Raw genomic sequence first — 18,734 nt, 5'->3', positions numbered from 1 at the left:
TGAATCAGAGCCGTTCGACGTGCGCGCCGAGGGCGGCCAGCTTGCCCTCGAAGTCCTCGTAACCGCGGTTGATCAGGTTCACGCCGTACACCCGGGAGGTGCCCTCGGCGGCCAGTGCCGCGATCAGGTGGGCGAAGCCCGCCCGCAGGTCGGGGATGACCAGGTCGGCCGCGTGCAGCTTGGACGGGCCGGCGATGACGGCCGAGTGCTTGAAGTTGCGGCGCCCGAAACGGCACGGGGTGCCGCCGAGGCAGTCGCGGTAGACCTGGATCGTCGCGCCCATCTGGTTGAGCGCGTCGGTGTAGCCGAGGCGCTGCTCGTACACCGTCTCGTGCATGATCGAAAGACCGCGGGCCTGGGTCAGTGCGACCACCAGCGGTTGCTGCCAGTCGGTCATGAAACCGGGGTGTACGTCGGTCTCGAGCGCGACCGGTTTGAGGTCGCCGCCCGGGTGCCAGAACTTGATGCCGCCCTCGGCGCCGGTGACCCCGGGCCGGCCCACCCGGTCGTCGGTGACCTCGAACTCGCCGCCGATGGAGCGGAACACGTTGAGGAACGTCATCATGTCGGCCTGCCGGGCGCCGAGCACCTCGATCTCGCCCTTGGTGGCGAGCGCGGCGGCGGCCCAGCTGGCGGCCTCGATCCGGTCGGGGATCGGCCGGTGCGCGTAGCCGTGCAGCTTGGGCACACCCTGGATCTCGATGACCCGGTCGGTGTGCACCGTGATGATGCCGCCCATCTTCTGCAGCACGCAGATCAGGTCGATGATCTCCGGCTCGATGGCGGCGTTGCGCAGTTCGGTGACGCCCTCCGCGCGTACGGCGGTGAGCAGCACCTGCTCGGTGGCGCCGACGCTCGGGTAGGGCAGTTCCAGCTTGGCGCCCTTGAGGCCGTTGGGCGCGCTCAGGTGCATGCCCTCGGGCGCCTTGTCGACGACCGCGCCGAACTCGCGCAGCGCCTGGATGTGGAAGTCGATCGGGCGCGGGCCGATGTGGCAGCCGCCGAGGTCGGGAATGAACGCGCGACCGAGGCGGTGCAGCAGCGGGCCGCACAGCAGGATCGGGATCCGGCTCGAGCCGGCGTGCACGTTGATCTCGTCGGTGCTGGCGGACTCGACGTTCGTCGGGTCCATGACGATCTCACCGTCGTCGGCCCCGTCGGAGACCTTGACACCGTGCAGTTCGAGAAGGCCCCGAACGACCTCGACGTCGCGGATGCGCGGCACGTCGTAGAGGCGGCTCGGGGTCTCGCCCAGCAGGGCCGCGACCATCGCCTTGGAGACGAGATTCTTGGCGCCACGGACCCGGATCTGACCTTGCAGCGGCGTACCGCCGTGCACGACCAAGACGTCGTCGGTCAACGTAACCTCCAGCCGGCGGGCGATCGGGGCCGCCCGGTGTTGTCGAGGGCAAGACGCGGGTGGGGGTACCCGCTTCTGCAACCGGGGAAGCATAGCGCTGAGTGACAAATTGGGAAGCGGGCATAACACCCGGGTGGCAAGAATTGCTGATGGTGCCCACAACATAACGGCGCCGTCCTCTCGGACGGCGCCTTAACGGTTACTCAGGGTTACGGCAGTGCGAGCATCTGATCGAGCGCGACGCGGGCGTTACGGGCGGTGTCCTCGTCGACCGTGATCTGGTTCGGAACCCGGCCGGCGACCAGTTCCTCGAGCGCCCAGACCAGGTGCGGGAGGTCGATCCGGTTCATCGTCGAGCAGTAGCAGACCGTCCGGTCGAGGAACATGACCTGCTTGTCCGGGTGGGCGAGCGCCAACCGGCGGACCAGGTTGAGCTCCGTGCCGATCGCCCAGGCCGAGCCCGCCGGCGCCGCGTCCAGCGCCTTGATGATGTATTCGGTCGAGCCGACCTGGTCGGCGGCGTTCACCACCTCGTGCCGGCACTCGGGGTGGACCAGCACGTTCACGCCGGGAACGCGCTCGCGCACCTCCCGCACGCTGTCGAGGGTGAAACGGCCGTGCACCGAGCAGTGCCCGCGCCACAGGATCATCCGGGCGTCCCGCAGCTGCTGATCGGTCAGCCCACCGCCGGGCTTGTGCGGGTCGTAAAGAACACAGTCATCGAGGTCGAAACCCATCTCGAGTACGGCGGTGTTGCGCCCCAGGTGCTGATCGGGCAGGAAGAACACCTTCGAACCGCGCTCGAACGACCAGGTCAGGGCGCGTTTGGCGTTGGACGACGTGCAGACGACGCCGTTGTTGCGGCCGACGAAACCCTTGATGTCGGCGGACGAGTTCATGTAGGTCACCGGGACGACGTCGTTCCCGATGCTTTCGTTCTGGGGTTTTCCGCCGCGGGTCGGCGCGATGATGCCGAGGTCCTCGAACCGCTCCCACGCCGTCTCGACCTGCCCGAGCACCGCCATGTCGGCCATCGAGCAGCCGGCCGCGAGGTCGGGCAGGATGACCTTCTGGTCGGGCGTGGTCAGGATGTCGGCGCTCTCGGCCATGAAGTGCACGCCGCAGAACACGATGAACTCGGCGTCGGGCCGGGCCGCGGCCTGCTGGGCGAGCCGGAACGAGTCGCCGGTCACGTCGGCGAACTGGATGACCTCGTCCCGCTGGTAGTGATGGCCCAGCACGAAGACGCGGTCACCGAGGGCGGCCTTGGCGGCGGTGGCCCGGGCGACGAGGTCGGGGTCGCTGGGCGCGGGAAGATCGCCGGGGCAGTCCACGCCACGCTCCGAGGCGGGATCCGTGCCGCGGCCAAGCAAGAGCAGTGCAGTCGAGGTCACGTCCGCCATCGTCGCACAGCCGGAGACGGTGATCTCCGTCCCGAACAGTGGCCTGCCACACTCAGTGCGTGCGCGTACTGATCTGTCCGGACAAGTTCGCCGGAACCCTTTCCGCCTCCGCCGTCGCCGACGCGGTCGCGGCCGGCTGGTCCGCCGCCGACGACGTCGTGCGAAGGCCGCTGTCGGACGGCGGACCCGGGTTCGTCGAGGTGCTCGCGGCCGCCCTCGGCGGGCGCCGGCTCGAGGTGGCCACGGTCGACCCGCTCGGCCGGCCCGCCCGCGGTGAGATCCTGCTGGCCGGCAACACCGCCTACATCGAGAGCGCACAGGCCTGCGGCCTGCACCTTCTTGCTCGCGAAGAGCGAAATCCGAACGCCGCGACGTCGTACGGCCTGGGCCTGCTCCTGATGGCGGCGGTCGAGGCGGGAGCGGCCGAGGTCGTCATCGGGCTGGGCGGCTCGGCGGTCAACGACGCCGGGGCGGGCATGCTGGCCGCGCTCGGGGCGGGCCCGGTCGACGCGGCCGGCTACGCCCTGCCGTACGGCGGTGCCTATCTCAACGCCGCCGCCGCCCTGGCCGGCGCGCCCCGGCTGCGGCAGGTGCGGCTGGTCGCGGCGACCGACGTCGACAACCCGCTGACCGGCCTGCACGGTGCCAGCAAGGTCTACGGTCCCCAGAAGGGCGCCGCCGAGGAGGACATCTACCGCCTCGACGCCGCCCTCGAACAGTTCTCCGGTGTGCTCGAGCAGGCCTTCGGCGTGACCGACCTGGCGGTGGCCCCGGGCGGGGGCGCCGCCGGCGGCATCGGGGCCGCGCTGATCGCCATGGGCGGCCGGATCACCTCCGGCATCGGCCTGGTCGCCACCCTGATCGGCCTGGCGCGGGAACTGGACGCGGCCGACCTGGTGATCACCGGCGAGGGCTCGTTCGACCACCAGTCGTTGCGCGGCAAGGTGGTGGCCGGCATCGCCAACGGTGCCCGGGACCGCGGTCTGCCCTGCATCGTGGTGTGCGGGCGGAACGAGACCGGCTTCCGCGAGGCGGCCAGTGCCGGGGTCACCGAGACCGTCTCGCTGACCGACCACTTCGGCTCGGAGCGGACCGCGCTGGCCGAGCCGGCCCGCGGTCTGACCGAGATCGCGGGGGAACTCTCGCGGCACTGGAGCAGGTGACCTGGGCCACCGGGATTGGGAATCATCCCGATCGGGGTTAGCGTTGGGCAGTACGGCAGATGTCCGCACCCTGCAGGGAGATACAGCAGTGACCACTGAAGCGCACACCGAAGCGCACACCCAGTCGACCGAGGCCGCCGCCCCGACCGGCGTCATCCTTACCGATGTCGCCGCGGTGAAGGTCAAGACCCTGATCGAGCAGGAAGGCCGCGACGACCTGCGGCTGCGCATCGCCGTCCAGCCCGGTGGCTGCTCGGGCCTGCGCTACCAGCTGTTCTTCGACGAGCGTTCGCTCGACGGTGACGTGGTGAACGACTTCGACGGTGTCGGAGTCGTCGTCGACCGGATGTCGGCGCCCTACCTGGCCGGCGCGACGATCGACTTCGCCGACCGGATCGACGCTCAGGGCTTCACGATCGACAACCCGAACGCGCAGAACTCCTGCGCCTGTGGCGACTCGTTCCACTGACCCACTTCTGAAGTTCGTCCAGCAGGCCGTCCCGTCAACGGGGCGGCCTGCTGTGCGTCACGTGCCGGTAGGCTTCGTACGTAACGCCCCTGTTCCCCAATCCTCGAGGGCCGACATGAAGATCGCCGTCACCGGCTCGATCGCCACCGACCATCTGATGCACTTCCCGGGCCGGTTCGCCGAGTCCCTCATCGCCGACCAGCTGCACAAGGTCTCGCTGTCCTTCCTCGTCGACGACCTGGTGGTCCGGCGCGGCGGCGTCGCCAGCAACATCTCGTTCGGCATGGGCAAGCTCGGTCTGCACCCGATCCTGGTGGGCGCGGTCGGCGCCGACTTCGCCGACTACCGGTCCTGGCTCGAGCGGCACGGCGTCGACTGCGATTCGGTGCACGTCTCCGAGGTGGCGCACACGGCGCGTTTCGTCTGCACCACCGATGACGACCTCAACCAGATCGCCTCGTTCTACGCCGGCGCGATGGCCGAGGCCCGCAACATCGAGCTCGCCCCGGTCGAGGAGCGCGCGGGCGGCCTCGACCTGGTGCTGATCAGCGCGAACGACCCGGCCGCGATGATCCGCCACTCGCAGGAGTGCCGGGCCCGCGGCCTTAAGTTCGCCGCCGACCCGTCGCAGCAGCTCGCCCGGATGGACGGCGGCGACGTGCTGACCCTCATCTCCGGCGCCGACTACCTGCTGACCAACGACTACGAGCGGTCCCTGCTGGAGACCAAGGCCGGCCTCACCGCCGACCAGGTCCTCGAGCACGTCAAGATCCGGGTCACCACGCTCGGCAAGGACGGCGTCGAGATCACCGGCCGCGACCTCGAGCGCATCCACGTGCCGGTCGTGCGTGACGTCGCCCCGGACGACCCGACCGGGGTCGGCGACGGCTTCCGGGCCGGCTTCTTCGCCGCCGTCTCCTGGGGTCTCGGCCTCGAACGGGCGGCCCAGGTCGGTTCGCTCGTCGCGGCGCTGGTCCTGGAGTCGGTCGGCCCGCAGGAATACGACATCCGGGCCGACGACTTCGTCAAGCGTTTCGCCGATTCGTACGGCGAGGGCGCCGCGGCCGAGATCAAGCCGTACCTTCCGTAAGTATGTTGGCCGTCTTCGCCGGGCTCCCCGGTGCCGGGAAGAGCACGCTCGCCGCGCGGGTGGCGGAGGCGCTGCCCGCGACCGTGCTCGCCGTCGACACCGTCGATTTCACGTTGCAGCGCTACGAGGTCCACGAGCCCCGTCCCGGCTATGCCGCGTACGGGGTCGTGGCCGCGCTGGCCGAGGTCAACCTGAAGATCGGCCGCCACGTGATCATCGACGCGGTCAGCCCGGTCAAGGCGGCCCGGCAGCTCTGGGTCGAGGTGGCCGAGCGGGCCGGCGTGCCGTTGCGGGTGGTCGAGGTGGTCTGCGGCGACGACGCCGAGCACCGGCGCCGGGTCGAGGCCCGCTACGCCGGCCGCGACCACGACGGCATCCCCGACTGGGTCCGCGTCCTGGAACGGCAGCCGGAGTACGAGCCCTATCCGGGCCCCCGCCTGGTGGTGGACACGTTCCTGGCGCGCGAGCCGGTCGAGCCGGTGGTGGCGTACCTCAGCTGAGCCGGCGCACCTCGAAGGCGTCCGCCTCCGGCGACCCGAGGTATTCCTGCTGTTTCATCCGGCACCAGGCCGGGATGTCGTTGGCGGCGGCCGGGTCGTCGGCGAGGACCCGAACGACCTCGCCGATCGCGACGTCGCGGATCCGGCGGGCCAGCGCGATCACCGGAAGCGGACATCTCTGACCGAGGCAGTCCAGCTCGATCATGGTGCGGCCTCGGGCGGGGCCGGGCGGGCCGGGACCGTCACATGCCCGCCTCTCGTCGCAGGTTCTCGACCATCCCCGGCAGCACCGTGAGGAAGCGCTCGACCTCCTCGGCCGTGGTGCCGTGATGCAGCGAGACCCGTACGTTGCCGTGGCTGAGCACGCCCATCGCCTCCAGCACGTGACTCGGGCGCAGCGTCGACGCCGTGCACGACGAACCCGACGACACCGCGAAGCCCTGCCGGTCCAGCGCGTGCAGCAGCGCCTCCCCGTCCACATAGAGGCACGAGAAAGTGACGAGATGGGGCAGCCGCTCGACCGGGTCGCCCACCACCTCGACGTCCGGCACGGTCGCCGCCACCCGGTCCCGGATGCGGTCCACCAGCGCCGACAGCCGTACCGCCTCGGCTTGCGCCGTCCCCAGAACGGCTCGCAGGGCGGCCGCGGCGGCGACCACCGCCGGGAGGTCGACGGCGCCCGGCACGCCGGGGCGATAAAGATCATCCTGCGGGTACGGCGAGATCCATCGCAGACCCTTGCGCACCACCAGCACCCCCACGCCCGGCGGGCCGCCCCACTTGTGCGCGCTGGCGCTCAGCATCGACCAGCCCGGCGGCACCGGCACCCGGCCGACCGACTGGGCCGCGTCCACGAACAACGGCACCCCGGCGGCCGCGCAGTGCGCCGCCGCGGCGGCCACCGGCTGCACCGTCCCCACCTCGTGACTCGCGCTGATCAGGCCGGCCAGGGCGACCCCCGGCGCCGACACGGCGCGATCCCACTCGGCCAGGTCGAGCCGCCCGGCCCGGTCCACCCCGACACTCACCGCGTCAGCACGGGCGGCGGCATGCAGGACGGCCGAATGCTCGATCGCGGAATGCACGAGGGTGTCGCCCCGCCGCGCCCGCCCCGCGAGTCCACCGAGCACGGCGGCCTGCGCGGCGGCCGTACCCGAGGGCCACAGTGACACCTCGTCCACCCGTACCCCCAGCGCCTCGGCGAACACGGCCTGCGCCGCCTCCCTCAGCTGCTGGGCCCGGCGGCTCGCGGAATAGAGGCGAGCCGGGTCGGCCCAGCCGTCGGCGAGTGCCGCCACCAGCGCCTCCGCCGCCACCGGATGCAGTGGAACCGCGCTGGCCGCGTCCAGATAAGCCGCCGCTCCGGCGGGAACGCCCATGTATTCCACCCCGCGAACGGTATCGTCCGTTCTTGAGGTGTACCCGCGCGGCGGCGGAAGATCGCACCCCCGCAACGGGTCGGCAGGCCCTGGTCGAGTAATCTGCGACCGTCGGTACGCCTTGCCGTTCGGTGTCCGATTCGGGCGGGGCGGCGGCGCTGCTAGAGGAGGCATAAGCAGGTGGGCGCAAAACGTCAGGCCACACGGCCGCGAGCAGCGACCCGGATCGCCGGGCTCGGTCTCGGTGCCGCGGGGCTGCTGATGCTGCTCTCGGGCTGTTCGATCGAAAGCTTCGGGAGCAAGTTCGGCCACTTCGGCTGGCCGGGCCCCGGCGTGAGCCTCCAGGCCCACAAGATGTACGACCTGTGGATCGCCTCGGTGGTGGCGGCCCTGGTCGTCGGCATCTTCGTGTGGGGCCTGATCTTCTGGTGTGTGATCCGGTACCGCAAGCGCGGCGACGAGCTGCCCGTGCAGACCCGGTTCAACATGCCGATGGAGGTTCTCTACACGGTCACCCCGATCCTGATCGTGGCGGTGCTCTTCTACTACACCGCCATCGTGCAGACCGATGTGGACAAGCTCTCGAAGAATCCCGACCAGGTGGTCGAGGTCGTCGCGTTCAAGTGGCAGTGGCAGTTCAACTACCGCGACGGCATGGGCAAGGAAGCCAACACGGTCACCTCGACCGTCGGCTCCGCCGATGTCATCCCGCTGCTCGTCCTGCCGGTCGGCGAGAAGATCCGCTTCGAGGAGACCAGCAAGGACGTCATCCACTCCTTCTGGGTCCCCGAGCTGCTGTTCAAGCGGGACGTGTTCCCGGGCAGCGCCCGCAACACCTTCGAGGTGACCCTCGACAAGGAGGGCCGCTACGTCGGCCGGTGCGCCGAACTGTGCGGCACCTACCACGCCTTCATGCAGTTCGAGCTGGTCGCCGTCTCGAAGGACCAGTTCACCCAGTTCCTCGACGCCAAGAAACAGGGCGCCACCACGCAGGAAGCGATGACCAAGATCGGCAAGGAGCCGTACGCGGTCACCACCGAGCCGCTCAACACGCGCCGGCAGTCCAGCAGCTGGAACCAGTCCAACACCGTCGCGGCCGGGAAGTAGGGGTCTCGCTGTGAAGACCGAATACAAGATCTTCGCCGGGGTGGCGGGCTTCCTGTTCGCCGCCGCCACGCTGTACGGCTTCTGGACCCACGGCGAGACCGACCACGTCGAGTGGATCGGCGTGGTCGCGCTGATCATGTCGGGCCTGCTCTGCTCCATGTGCGGCGGCTTCTTCTGGTTCGTCGCCCGGCGCATCGAGCTGCGCCCCGAGGACCGCGAGGACGGCGAGATCGCCGAGGGCGCCGGCGAGATCGGCTTCTTCTCGCCCGGCTCGTACTGGCCGTTCGGCATCGCCCTGGCCGCCTCGGTGGCCGCGCTCGGGCTGGTGTTCTGGATGTGGTGGCTGATCGCCGTCGGCCTGCTGCTGGTGATCGTGGCCGGCAGCGCCATGCAGTTCGAGTACTACTCGGGGACCAGGCACACCGCGGAGCACTAGGTTTCTGATCCTGGTTGCTGAGCTTGCTGGCCTCGCTTCGCTCGGCGGGCGCGGTCGCCTTACAAGTCAATGAGTTGGGCCCGGTTTCGACATCGCAAAAGGCGCGGTGACGAGACCGGGCCCAACTCATTGACGGCGACCGCGCGGGCAGTTCACTGAGTACGCCCTCGTGGAGAAACAGTGGGGTACGAGCGCGGCCATCGCGAGCGCGGCCGTCGGGGAAGGGCCATGAGGGAACGGGCTGTGGTGAGGTCGGCCATCGGTGGCTCGGGCGGGGTGCGACCGCCGTGGAGACAGGGGCTGGGGAGCGGCGAGGGCCGGCCGGGCGCCCGGTGCAGGGCTAGGCGGCTCGGCGCTGGTGGGGGACCAGCTGCGGGCGCGGAGTGGTCCACCACAGGTGGACCACTATGGGCGCGACCACCTCCGCGGCGCCGCAGCGGGTGCAGACCAGCTCGGGGCACTCGTCGTGGCCGTCGGGGCACGGGGGCACCTCGAACAGCATGTCGCCGTCGCAGATGGCGCAGCGCAGTTCGCGTTCGGACACGGGTGGCTCCTCTTCGTCGGAAGGTGGGATACCCGAATGTGATTCAGACGCTGCCATGTAAATCCGGCATTTGGGGGTATTGACGGCGGCGTGTCAGCTGTGTATTTGACAACTTCCGCCGCCGCGCGGTTACTCGGCCGCCTCCGCCGTCTGCGCGCGGCCACCCAGCGGGACGTTGCGCCGTCGCGGCACCGGAGGCGATAAGTGTCCCGGGCACGGGCCGTTACGGCCCGCAGCGTGTCTCTCAGGTCGCCCGGGAAGCCCGCGTGCGCCGCCGCCGCGTTGAGAACCACGGCGTCGCGCACCGGGCCCTTGTCGCCGGCGAACGTGCGGTGCGCCGCCCGGGGCGTTGAACGCCACGTCGTCGCCGCGCAGGTCGGCCGGCCGGCTGCGGGGCAGGCCCAGTTCGACCGAGTCGAGCACCAGCTCCTCGACGGCGCCGTTGCTCGCCTCCCAGACCCGGGTCGCGGCCGCCGTGACGATCGCGGCCATCGTGGAGATGTTCACCGTGGTGGCCCGGTCGCCGCCGGTGCCGACCACGTCCACCGCGTCGGTGCGGGTCTTCTCCGCCAGCTCGACCGGAGTCGCGTCGGCCGGCATCGCCTCGACCAGGCCGGTCAGCCCGGCAGGCGTCTCACCCTTGGCTCGCAGCGCGATGGCGAACCCGGCGATCTGCACCGGTGAGGCGTTGCCCGCCATGATCTCGCCCATGGCCCAGGCGGTGTCCTCGCCGGCGAGTTCCTCGCCGCGCACCAGGGCGCTGGTCGCATGCGGCCAGGTGCGTGCGCCCAGGGCGGGGCCCTCCGTCGGGGGTCCGGGGTGGTCGGGAACTAGCCGAGCTGGCCCATGGTGCCCAGCGGCACCGCCCCGTCGCGGCGGGCCCGCAGCATGCCGGCGATCGTCTGGCCGGTGGTGACCGGGTCGAGCGGGTAGATCAGGGTCGCGTCGACCTGTGCGTAGGCCGCCAGCCAGCGGTCGGCGGCCCGGGCCAGCACGACGCAGACGGGCGGGGGAGTCGCGTACTCGTCCTTGGTCTGCCGGGCGATGCCGAGGCCGCCGGCGGGCGAGGCCTCACCGTCGAGGACCATCAGGTCGATCTCGTACTTGTCGAGGAGGATGCGGCACTCCTCCCAGGTGGCGGCGTCGACGAACTCGACCGACAGATCGAGCGCCGGGCGGGTGCCGATGGCCAGCCGGATCCGGTCGCGGACCGCGACGTCGTCGCTGTAGAGCAGGACCGTGTACGTGTCGCTCATCAGATTTGCCTTCAGTCCGGTCAAGGGAGGTGGTGGGGCGGCTCAAGGGTGGTGGGGCAGCTTGGACGCACCCCCGTGCGCGTCGCCTGGGTGCTCGCTGATCGTACCGAACAGCGTTATTCGGCGTCCGGCCGTGGTCCGACCGCGGGGGTCCCGGATGTGATCTTCGCTGCCTCCCGGGCGGCTTCCGCCTCGGCGCGGTCCAGGGCCCGGTCGATCCGGCGGGCCTCGCGTTCGGACTGCTTGATCCACTGCATGATCAGGATGCCGAGCATCGTGACGCTGACGATCTCGCCGCCGGCCCACAGGATGCCGCCCGCCGTGACCTGGTCCTCCCACGGGTTCGACCAGCTCAGGTGCAGGTTGGGATAGAAGTCGCCGCCCAGCAGGGTCTTCGACTGCATGATGGTCAGCCCGAGCACGGTGTGGAACGGCACCGACAGCACCATCAGCAGGGCGCGGCCGGGGTAGGGCCACTTGCCGGGGAGCGGGTCGAGGCCCAGCAGCGGCCAGAAGAACAGGCAGCCGGTGACGATGAAGTGCACGTGCACGAACTCGTGCAGCCAGGCGTGCTCGAGGGTCGCGCGGTAGAGCCCGGTGAAGTACAGGACGAACGGGTTGGCCACGAAGATCCCGAACGCGACCAGCGGAAACGTCAGAACCTTGACGTACCGGCTGTGGATCACCGCGAGCAGTGTCCTGCGAGATGGGCCGTGCATCGTGCGCAGCGCCAGGGTCACCGGGGCACCGAGGGCCAGGAAGATCGGCCCTACCATCGACAGCGTCATGTGCTGGACCATGTGCACGGAGATCAACGTCGTGTCGTACGCCTCGATGCCGCTGATCGTGACCGCCGCGATCGAACCCAGTCCACCGACGACGAACGCCACCGTCCGGCCGGCCGGCCAGTGATCACCTCGGGCCCGGAGCTGATGGACGCCGTACCCGTAGAGAGCCGCCGCGATCAGCAGGAACAAGGCGATCAGGCTGGTCAGATGGATCTGGGTGAAGATCGCCGCCGGGGTGAACGGCGGAAGCACAGTATCCCCGCCCGAGGCCAACCACGTGGGCGTTTCGGCTTGCAGCACCCTTTGAGGCTAGGCCTATCCGGTCGGCGCATGTTATTCCGGGCCGCGACACGTGCCGGATTCCACCCCCCACGGCACGTTGGACTGATCGCGGGGCAATAATGAGCCTCGTGACAGCGGCCCCAGCCATCGACAAGAGCAGGATCCACTCCCTGACCCGGCCCAACATGGTCAGCGTCGGGACGATCGTGTGGCTTTCCAGCGAACTCATGTTCTTCGCGGCGTTGTTCGCCATGTACTTCTCGATCCGCGCGGCGGACTACGACATGTGGCGAGAGCACACCCCGGAGCTCAAGCTCCCGTACGCGACCACCTTCACGGTGATCCTGGTGCTCTCCTCGGTCACCTGCCAGCTCGGCGTCTTCGCGGCGGAGAAGGGCGACGTCCACGCTCTGCGGCGCTGGTTCACCATCACCTTCGTGATGGGTCTGATCTTCGTGCTGGGCCAGGCCAACGAGTACCGCAACCTGGTCCACGAGGGCATCAAGCTCAACGCCGACGGCTACGGCTCGATGTTCTACCTGACCACCGGGTTCCACGGCCTGCACGTGACCGGCGGTCTGATCGCCTTCATCATCTACATGATCCGAACGACCATGGGCCGGTTCACCCCGGCACAGGCGACGTCGGCGATCGTCGTGTCGTACTACTGGCACTTCGTGGACATCGTGTGGATCGCGCTGTTCGCCATGATCTATTGGCTTCAGTGACGCCAGCACGTCCATGAATTTCAGGTCAAAAACCAGAGGGACACAGCTGATGACTTCAGGATCCCCCGCCGGCCGGTGGCGTTTCCGGGGCGTTCTCGCCCGGCGCCGCACCGCGCCGAGCCGGGCGCGCCGGCGTCTCGGTGCGGCGGTGCGCATGCTCGCCGCGCTGGCGCTAGCCGGCGGCGTATACACCGCGTTCGCGCCCGGCGCGTTCGCCGAGGACAACACCCAGCTTTCCGCCACCGCGCAGGAGGGCAAGCAGCTGTACGACAACAGCTGCATCACCTGCCACGGCCGGGACGCGCAGGGGGTCACCGGCCGCGGTCCCAGCCTGATCGGCGTCGGGTCGGCCTCGGTCGAGTTCCAGGTGGGCACCGGCCGCATGCCGATGACCCGCCAGGAGGCCCAGGCCGAGCAGAAGAAGCCGCAGTTCGACAAGAACCAGACCAAGCAGCTGGGGCAGTACATCCAGGAGCTCGGTGGCGGCCCGCAGCTTCCCTCGGACGGCAAGTTCACCGAGGACCTGAAGGACAACCCGGAGGCCCTCGCCCGCGGTGGCGAGCTGTTCCGGGTCAACTGCACCTCCTGCCACGGCTTCGGCGGCGGCGGCGGTGCGCTGTCCTCCGGCAAGTACGCGCCGGCGTTGCACGACGCCTCGGCCGAGACGATCTACGCGGCGATGCTCACCGGCCCGCAGAACATGCCGGTCTTCGGGGACAACCAGCTCACCCCCGAGCAGAAGCGCGAGATCATCACGTACGTGTCGGTCCAGCTCCAGCAGGACAAGGACCCGGGTGGCCTGTTCAACCTCGGACGCTACGGTCCGGTGACCGAGGGTCTGGCGATCTTCGGGGTCGGCATCACGATCCTGGTCTTCACGTCGCTGTGGATTGCGGGGAAGTCATGACGACCGTGCACGACGAGCCAGATTCTCCGGTGGACGTCAACGACCCGCGCCTGAGCCGGTTCGAGATCGTCAAAGAGGGCGCCCGCCGGGACGAGATCGAGATCGTCACCTACGAGTCGCAGTTCCACGGTCACAACAGCAAGGCCGAGAAGCGCGTGGCGCGCAACATCGCCCTGCTGTTCCTGATCGCGGGCGCCGGCGGCTTCGCGTTCCTCGGCTTCTACATCTGGTGGCCGTGGCGCTTCGAGCTCGGCACCGCGATGAGCGACTACTACACGCCGCTCCTCGGCATCTCGCTCGCCGTCGCGCTGTTCGGCGTCGGCTTCGGGATCCTCGCCTGGGCCAAGAAGCTGCTGCCGCACGAGGTGTCGATCCAGCAGCGGCACAACGACCCGTCACCCGGCGACGAGCAGCTGATCACCGGCCAGACGATGGCCTTCGTGGCCGAGGAACTCGGCCAGGGCATCCAGCGCCGGCCGCTGCTCAAGGGCGCCATCGCCGTCGGGCTCGCGCCGATCGGCCTGGCCGCGGCGGCCCCGCTGATCGGTGGGTTGATCGAGAACCCGCACAAGGCCGACCCGCCGATGATGTTCAGCACCGGCTTCAACCAGAAGTTCAACGATGGCAAGCCGGTCCGGCTGACTCGGGACGACGGCAGTCCGATCCGTCCCGAGGACGTCAGCACCGGTGGCCAGATGACGGTCTTCCCCGGCATCCCGGGCGGTGCGACCAACGAGTGGGCCGACTCGCCCACCCTGCTGATCCACCTGCGTCCCGACGACGCCGAGGTGACCAGGCAAAATGCGGACGCCGACAGACGCAACAAGGACTCGATGTGGGGTGACTACGTCGCCTACTCGAAGATCTGTACGCACGCCGGTTGCCCGGCGAGCCTGTACGAGCAGCAGACGAACCGTCTGCTCTGCCCGTGCCACCAGTCGCAGTTCATGATCACCAAGAACGCGCAGCCGATCTTCGGTCCGGCGACCCGGCGGCTGCCGATGCTGCCGCTGGGCGTGGACGAGGAGGGCTTCTTCGTGGCAAAGTCCGACTACAAGGACACCGTCGGACCCGACTTCTGGGAGCGGCCGTGAAGCGCCGGAAAGTCGATCTCGCACAAGCGCCGGTCACCTTCGCCAGGGGGGTGGACGAGCGCTACAAGGCAGCCACCCCGCTGCGGGGCCTGCTCAACAAGGTTTTCCCTGACCACTGGTCATTCCTGCTCGGTGAGATCGCGCTCTTCTCGTTCGTCATCCTGCTGCTGACCGGTGTCTTCCTCACACTCTTCTTCGACCCGTCGATGCAGGAGACGGCCTACCAGGGCGCCTATCCGGCGCTGCGCGGCACGGAGATGTCCCAGGCCTACGCGTCGTCACTGCACATCTCGTTCGAGGTGCGCGGTGGTCTGTTCATGCGGCAGATGCACCACTGGGCGGCGCTGCTGTTCATGGCGTCGATCGTCGTGCACATGGCGCGTATTTTCTTCACCGGGGCATTCCGCAAGCCGCGTGAGGCCAACTGGGCGATCGGCGTGGTGCTGTTCCTGCTGGGCTTCCTGGCCGGCTTCACCGGTTACTCGCTCCCCGACGACGGCCTCTCCGGCACCGGCCTGCGCATCGCCTCGGCGATCATGCTGTCCATCCCGGTCGCGGGCACCTGGATCTCGGCGTCGATCTTCGGCGGCGAGTTCCCCGGCCACCTGATCATCGGCCGGTTCTACATCGCCCACGTGCTGCTCATCCCGGGTGGCCTGCTCGCGCTGATCAGCGTGCACCTGGGCCTGGTCTTCGCGCAGAAGCACACCCAGTGGCCCGGCCCGATGCGCACCAACACCAACGTGGTCGGCGAGCGCATGTTCCCGCGTTACGCGCTCAAGCAGGGCGGCTTCTTCATGGCCGTCTTCGGCACGGTCGCGCTGATGGCCGGTCTGTTCCAGATCAACCCGATCTGGCTGTTCGGCCCGTACCGCGCCTCCGAGGTCTCCTCGGCGTCGCAGCCCGACTGGTACGTCATGTTCATGGACGGCCTGGTCCGGCTCATGCCGAACTGGCAGATCTACATCGGTGACTACAGCATCCCGCCGCTGTTCTGGCCCGCGGTGGTCGGGCTCGGCGCGCTGACCACGGTCCCGATGTTCTACCCGTGGATCGAGGCCCGGCGCCTCAAGGACAAGCGGATCCACAACCTGCTGCAGCGCCCCCGCGACAACCCGGAGCGCGTCGGCATCGGTGCCATGGCGTTCACGTTCTTCCTGGTGGCGACCCTGTCCGGCGGTAACGACGTGATCGCCGACAAGTTCCACATCAGCCTGAACGCGATGACCTGGGCGGGTCGTATCGGTCTGCTGATCCTGCCGCCGCTGGCCTACTACGTCTCGGTGCGCATCTGCCTGGGCCTGCAGCAGCACGACCGCGAGGTCCTGGCCCACGGCGTGGAAACCGGCATCATCCGCCGCCTCCCGAACGGCCAGTTCATCGAGGTCCACCAGCCGCTCGGCCCGGTCGACGACCACGGCCACCCGATCCCGCTCGAATACGGCGGCTGGGTGGTCCCCAAGAAGATGAACCGCGTCGGCGCCCTGGCCCCGGCGATCAAGGGCTTCTTCTTCCCGGTCGAACTGCCGGCCGAGGCCCCGGTCTCGCCCGCCGTCCCGCCGCTCGCCGGCAAGCCGGAACGCGAAGAGATCACCACGGGCAACTGAGCCCGCAGAACCACAGGAAGGGGTCCGCTTCGGCGGGCCCCTTCCGCTTTTCCTCGCGTACGCGACAAGGCCGGCCCCGCCTCCTCAGCCCCGCTCCGCGCCCCTCACCCTCCGCGCGCCCCCACGGGAGGGCCCGTCCCTCACCCCCTCGGGCGCCCCCGCCCCGATCTCGTCCCGCCTGCCGCGCATGCTTGCTCGGCAGGGCGTGATGTTCTTCCCGCCATGAACGCTGAGGATGCCGACCAACTCATGACCACCTGCGGGTCCTGGAACCGAGTTCGGGGCTCTGGCGCGAACCCCGTGATGGACCTTCGTTGTTCTCCCGCTGTGGAGCCGGTGGTGCAGCTTGCTTTCCTGACTCCACGTTGCTGCCTTGGTCGTAGTGTTCCCGCGATGTGAAGCAGTCAGGAGGGCACGTGGAGCGGGGCGAGGTCTGGTGGGCCCGGATCGACGAGAACCGGCCCGTCGTGCTGCTCTCGGGCGGTGCGGGGCCGGAGTTCGCGGCTGTACAGATCGTCGAACCGGCCACGCCGGCGCAGAAGCTCGGGTTCGTCCTGCTGTCCGGCGAGCAGGCAGTCGACGTCGAGGAACGTCGCCGCATCCTCGCGACGGCCGGACCGGATACGCGGGCCGTCGGCATCGAGGTGTTCTTCGGCGCCGAGGAGGGCTTGGCGCACCGCGGCGCGGTCCGGCTGGCGCTGCCCCAGGACGGCAGGATCTTCTGCACCTGGGACACGACCGTCAGCGCGGAGTCCCTGGTGGCGCGGATCGGCCGCCTGTCCCCGGTCAAACTGCACGAGCTGGACGTGGCCTTGGCACTCGCCGGTCGCGAGTGACCTCAGGGCTGCACGACAAAGCCGCGGCCGAGGTGCGCAGGGCCTCCCGGCGCAGACGCTCGGGGTTGCTCAGCCGAAACGCGGGTCTTGTGACGACTGGCCCGGGGCGCGGCTGGGATCAGTCGACGTCGGGGAGTCCGATGGCGAAGGCGTCCTCGAGGTCGTGTTTCGAGTAGGCGCGGAAGGCGATGTGCGACTCGGTGTTGAGCACGCCCGGGGTCTTGGAGATCTTGCCGGCGATGACGTCGGCGATGTCGTCGAACTTCGGGACGCGGACGATGGCGATCAGGTCGACGTTGCCGGCCACCGAGTAGACCTCGCTGACGCCGTCCAGAGCGGCCAGGGCCTCGGCGACCTCGGGGATCGAGTCGGTGGCGCAGTCGATGTGCACGATCGCGGTGTTCACCTGGAGGCTCCTCGGCGATGAGAGCGGAACGGGTTCATGACCATGATATCGGCCGGGCGCGGTCAGCCGGGCACGGTGACGGCGGGGGTACGGATCACGTCGGTGAGCGCCTCGCCGGCTGCCGTCTCGCCGCCCGGCCACACCACGCACCGGGTGACGGGACCGTTGATGCGGGCGTGCGGGCCGATCACGGAGTCGTGGACGGGCGCGTTGATCTCGGCGGTGGGGTGGATGAGGCTCCCACCGTACGCGGCATGGAGATTTGCCCTGAGGTAGTCGGCGGGGGTGCCGGTGTCGATGTAGACGCCTTCGTAGCCGACGAGTTCGAGCGCGCCGTCGGCTTCGGCCGGCCGCCAGACCAGCCGGACCAGGCTGCCGTCCCCCTCGGGGAGGTCGCGGACATACCTCCACGGGATGAGGGAGAAGCCGGCGAAGCGGCGCCCGGAGAAGCCGCCGGTCTCGCCCGGCCGGCACGGCTTGGTCAGCATGCGGACGGTGTCGCCGGACCAGCCGTCCACCATGGCCGCGATGTCCTTGCCGGGGTCGCGCGCGGGGTCGGCGAGGTAGCCGTCCGCGTTGCCGACGAGCAGGCCGCGGCCGTCGATCCAGGACCGCAGCCGGGCCACCCCGCCGGACGTGCCGAGGGGGCCGTCGTGCTCGACCGAGACGTGCGCCCGGTCCTGGACGTGGTCGACTACCTGCTGGGCGAGGTAGGCGGCGTTGACCGCGACCCGGCCGGGGCCGGACAGTCCCAGGCCGGCCAGCCGGGTCAGCGCCCGGTCGAGCAGCGGGACGTTGCCGACCGGGCACAGCGCCTTGGTCACGTGTTCGGTCAGGGGGCGCAGGCGCCGGCCCTCACCGGCGGCCAGGATCAGCCCGCAGACCAGCGGATCGGTCGTCACCGGGGAGTGGTGGCGCGCGGGCCGATGCCGAAACGGCCGAGCAGCAGGGCGGTGTTGACCGTCAGGTGGGGCAGATCGTCCATCGGGAACCAGGCCGCCTCGAGGACTTCGGCACCGTCGACGGCGAGGGTCGTCCGGGCCTCCGGGACCTCGGCGAAGAAGATCGTGTCGACCACGCCGACGACGTGCACGATCGCGCACGGGTCGCGGGCGGTCATGTCGTCGGGGTGGACCCGGACGCCGGTCTCCTCGAAGAGCTCGCGGGCGGCGCCGGCGGCCGGCTGCTCGTTCTTCTTCAGCAGGCCGGCCGGCAGCCCCCAGCCGTGGTGGCTCGGCTGGCGGAGCAGCAGCAGCCGGCTGTTGGTCTCGGAGTCGCGCAGCACCGTGACGGCGCCGACGAGGAACTTGGGCGCGACCATCCGGGCCACGCGCCGGCGCATCGGTCCCGGCAGGCGGTAGAAGGTCTGGTACGCCAAG

The 18,734-nt window shown here is 69.7% G+C and carries 21 protein-coding genes and 1 pseudogene; 11 read left to right on the top strand and 11 right to left on the bottom strand.

The genetic code is table 11. The features are described from left to right. Positions 1–4: 4 nt before the first annotated feature. A complete protein-coding gene (gene murA, locus Afe05nite_RS31295; protein WP_203820854.1) occupies positions 5–1,360 on the bottom strand; it encodes a UDP-N-acetylglucosamine 1-carboxyvinyltransferase in 1,356 nt (451 codons plus the stop codon). A gap of 209 nt (positions 1,361–1,569) precedes the next feature. Continuing rightward, a complete protein-coding gene (nadA, locus tag Afe05nite_RS31290; RefSeq protein WP_203820853.1) occupies positions 1,570–2,763 on the bottom strand; it encodes a quinolinate synthase NadA in 1,194 nt (397 codons plus the stop codon). 59 nt (positions 2,764–2,822) lie between these two features. Between nadA and Afe05nite_RS31285 the strand changes: the two genes are divergently transcribed. The 4 genes from Afe05nite_RS31285 to Afe05nite_RS31270 all read left to right on the top strand — a co-directional run bounded on the left by Afe05nite_RS31285 (position 2,823) and on the right by Afe05nite_RS31270 (position 5,985). Continuing rightward, a complete protein-coding gene (locus tag Afe05nite_RS31285; RefSeq protein ID WP_203820852.1) occupies positions 2,823–3,926 on the top strand; it encodes a glycerate kinase family protein in 1,104 nt (367 codons plus the stop codon). 88 nt (positions 3,927–4,014) lie between these two features. Next, entirely contained in the window at positions 4,015–4,395 is a 381-nt protein-coding gene (erpA, locus tag Afe05nite_RS31280; RefSeq protein ID WP_203820851.1) for an iron-sulfur cluster insertion protein ErpA, read from the top strand. Between the two features lie 115 nt (positions 4,396–4,510). Beyond that, entirely contained in the window at positions 4,511–5,485 is a 975-nt protein-coding gene (locus Afe05nite_RS31275) for a carbohydrate kinase family protein (RefSeq protein WP_203820850.1), read from the top strand. Positions 5,486–5,487: 2 nt separating this feature from the next. Beyond that, positions 5,488–5,985 (top strand): P-loop nucleotide/nucleoside kinase family protein, encoded by a 498-nt coding sequence (locus Afe05nite_RS31270; RefSeq protein ID WP_203820849.1) that lies wholly within the window; start codon positions 5,488–5,490, stop codon positions 5,983–5,985. On the opposite strand, the gene Afe05nite_RS31265 is transcribed toward Afe05nite_RS31270, so the two are convergent. Together Afe05nite_RS31265 and Afe05nite_RS31260 are read right to left on the bottom strand one after the other, a co-directional pair. Next, the gene (locus Afe05nite_RS31265; protein WP_203820848.1) at positions 5,978–6,190 is read right to left on the bottom strand and encodes a sulfurtransferase TusA family protein; all 213 of its coding nucleotides are present in this window, start codon (positions 6,188–6,190) and stop codon (positions 5,978–5,980) included. The genes Afe05nite_RS31270 and Afe05nite_RS31265 overlap by 8 nt on opposite strands. 37 nt (positions 6,191–6,227) lie before the next feature. Next, the gene (locus tag Afe05nite_RS31260; RefSeq protein WP_203820884.1) at positions 6,228–7,364 is read right to left on the bottom strand and encodes a cysteine desulfurase family protein; all 1,137 of its coding nucleotides are present in this window, start codon (positions 7,362–7,364) and stop codon (positions 6,228–6,230) included. A gap of 261 nt (positions 7,365–7,625) precedes the next feature. Here Afe05nite_RS31260 and ctaC point away from each other — a divergent pair, with 261 nt between their 5' ends. Further along, entirely contained in the window at positions 7,626–8,471 is an 846-nt protein-coding gene (gene ctaC / locus Afe05nite_RS31255; protein ID WP_203820883.1) for an aa3-type cytochrome oxidase subunit II, read from the top strand. 10 nt (positions 8,472–8,481) lie between these two features. After that, complete coding sequence (locus tag Afe05nite_RS31250; RefSeq protein ID WP_203820847.1) at positions 8,482–8,907, top strand: cytochrome c oxidase subunit 4; 426 nt, start codon at positions 8,482–8,484, stop codon at positions 8,905–8,907. Between the two features lie 340 nt (positions 8,908–9,247). Here Afe05nite_RS31250 and Afe05nite_RS31245 read toward each other — a convergent pair whose 3' ends face one another. From Afe05nite_RS31245 to Afe05nite_RS31230, 4 genes and pseudogenes are all read right to left on the bottom strand, one after another. Further along, a complete protein-coding gene (locus Afe05nite_RS31245) occupies positions 9,248–9,451 on the bottom strand; it encodes a hypothetical protein (RefSeq protein ID WP_203820846.1) in 204 nt (67 codons plus the stop codon). 161 nt (positions 9,452–9,612) lie between these two features. After that, positions 9,613–10,243, bottom strand: a pseudogene (locus Afe05nite_RS31240) (hypothetical protein); the annotation flags it as partial. Between the two features lie 38 nt (positions 10,244–10,281). Continuing rightward, a complete protein-coding gene (locus Afe05nite_RS31235; RefSeq protein WP_203820845.1) occupies positions 10,282–10,707 on the bottom strand; it encodes a hypothetical protein in 426 nt (141 codons plus the stop codon). 116 nt (positions 10,708–10,823) lie between these two features. Beyond that, the gene (locus tag Afe05nite_RS31230; protein ID WP_239118316.1) at positions 10,824–11,795 is read right to left on the bottom strand and encodes a cytochrome c oxidase assembly protein; all 972 of its coding nucleotides are present in this window, start codon (positions 11,793–11,795) and stop codon (positions 10,824–10,826) included. 110 nt (positions 11,796–11,905) lie between these two features. Between Afe05nite_RS31230 and ctaE the strand changes: the two genes are divergently transcribed. The 5 genes from ctaE to Afe05nite_RS31205 all read left to right on the top strand — a co-directional run bounded on the left by ctaE (position 11,906) and on the right by Afe05nite_RS31205 (position 16,949). Then, positions 11,906–12,505 (top strand): aa3-type cytochrome oxidase subunit III, encoded by a 600-nt coding sequence (gene ctaE, locus Afe05nite_RS31225; RefSeq protein WP_203820844.1) that lies wholly within the window; start codon positions 11,906–11,908, stop codon positions 12,503–12,505. Positions 12,506–12,554: 49 nt separating this feature from the next. Beyond that, positions 12,555–13,412: a cytochrome bc1 complex diheme cytochrome c subunit gene (gene qcrC / locus Afe05nite_RS31220; RefSeq protein ID WP_203820843.1), complete on the top strand. Its 858-nt coding sequence runs from the start codon at positions 12,555–12,557 to the stop codon at positions 13,410–13,412. After that, the gene (gene qcrA / locus Afe05nite_RS31215; RefSeq protein WP_203820842.1) at positions 13,409–14,506 is read left to right on the top strand and encodes a cytochrome bc1 complex Rieske iron-sulfur subunit; all 1,098 of its coding nucleotides are present in this window, start codon (positions 13,409–13,411) and stop codon (positions 14,504–14,506) included. The genes qcrC and qcrA overlap by 4 nt, the downstream gene beginning before the upstream one ends. Continuing rightward, a complete protein-coding gene (qcrB, locus tag Afe05nite_RS31210) occupies positions 14,503–16,113 on the top strand; it encodes a cytochrome bc1 complex cytochrome b subunit (RefSeq protein ID WP_203820841.1) in 1,611 nt (536 codons plus the stop codon). Before qcrA ends, qcrB begins: the two co-directional genes overlap by 4 nt. A gap of 416 nt (positions 16,114–16,529) precedes the next feature. Then, positions 16,530–16,949 (top strand): hypothetical protein, encoded by a 420-nt coding sequence (locus tag Afe05nite_RS31205; protein WP_203820840.1) that lies wholly within the window; start codon positions 16,530–16,532, stop codon positions 16,947–16,949. A gap of 118 nt (positions 16,950–17,067) precedes the next feature. On the opposite strand, the gene Afe05nite_RS31200 is transcribed toward Afe05nite_RS31205, so the two are convergent. The 3 genes from Afe05nite_RS31200 to Afe05nite_RS31190 form a co-directional block, all read right to left on the bottom strand. After that, positions 17,068–17,355 (bottom strand): Lrp/AsnC family transcriptional regulator, encoded by a 288-nt coding sequence (locus tag Afe05nite_RS31200; RefSeq protein ID WP_203820839.1) that lies wholly within the window; start codon positions 17,353–17,355, stop codon positions 17,068–17,070. 62 nt (positions 17,356–17,417) lie between these two features. Next, the gene (locus Afe05nite_RS31195; protein ID WP_203820838.1) at positions 17,418–18,257 is read right to left on the bottom strand and encodes a nucleotidyltransferase family protein; all 840 of its coding nucleotides are present in this window, start codon (positions 18,255–18,257) and stop codon (positions 17,418–17,420) included. After that, positions 18,254–18,697 (bottom strand): NUDIX domain-containing protein, encoded by a 444-nt coding sequence (locus tag Afe05nite_RS31190; RefSeq protein ID WP_203820881.1) that lies wholly within the window; start codon positions 18,695–18,697, stop codon positions 18,254–18,256. Before Afe05nite_RS31190 ends, Afe05nite_RS31195 begins: the two co-directional genes overlap by 4 nt. Between the last annotated feature and the right edge of the window lie 37 nt (positions 18,698–18,734).

It is taken from the genome of Paractinoplanes ferrugineus (assembly GCF_016862195.1).
Taxonomy (GTDB): Bacteria; Actinomycetota; Actinomycetes; order Mycobacteriales; family Micromonosporaceae; genus Actinoplanes; species Actinoplanes ferrugineus.
Note: the sequence above shows the minus strand (reverse complement) of the source record. Positions and strands in the feature narration are given on the sequence as shown.

What these genes read in the sequence shown, in the direction of transcription:
- nadA (WP_203820853.1), bottom strand. Translation starts at nt 2,763, where the DNA reads ATGGCGGACGTGACCTCGACTGCACTGCTCTTGCTTGGCCGCGGCACG.
- Afe05nite_RS31275 (WP_203820850.1), top strand. Translation starts at nt 4,511, where the DNA reads ATGAAGATCGCCGTCACCGGCTCGATCGCCACCGACCATCTGATGCAC.
- Afe05nite_RS31270 (WP_203820849.1), top strand. Translation starts at nt 5,488, where the DNA reads ATGTTGGCCGTCTTCGCCGGGCTCCCCGGTGCCGGGAAGAGCACGCTC.
- Afe05nite_RS31265 (WP_203820848.1), bottom strand. Translation starts at nt 6,190, where the DNA reads ATGATCGAGCTGGACTGCCTCGGTCAGAGATGTCCGCTTCCGGTGATC.
- Afe05nite_RS31260 (WP_203820884.1), bottom strand. Translation starts at nt 7,364, where the DNA reads ATGGGCGTTCCCGCCGGAGCGGCGGCTTATCTGGACGCGGCCAGCGCG.
- ctaC (WP_203820883.1), top strand. Translation starts at nt 7,626, where the DNA reads ATGCTGCTCTCGGGCTGTTCGATCGAAAGCTTCGGGAGCAAGTTCGGC.
- Afe05nite_RS31235 (WP_203820845.1), bottom strand. Translation starts at nt 10,707, where the DNA reads ATGAGCGACACGTACACGGTCCTGCTCTACAGCGACGACGTCGCGGTC.
- qcrC (WP_203820843.1), top strand. Translation starts at nt 12,555, where the DNA reads ATGACTTCAGGATCCCCCGCCGGCCGGTGGCGTTTCCGGGGCGTTCTC.
- qcrA (WP_203820842.1), top strand. Translation starts at nt 13,409, where the DNA reads ATGACGACCGTGCACGACGAGCCAGATTCTCCGGTGGACGTCAACGAC.
- Afe05nite_RS31190 (WP_203820881.1), bottom strand. Translation starts at nt 18,697, where the DNA reads ATGCGCCGGCGCGTGGCCCGGATGGTCGCGCCCAAGTTCCTCGTCGGC.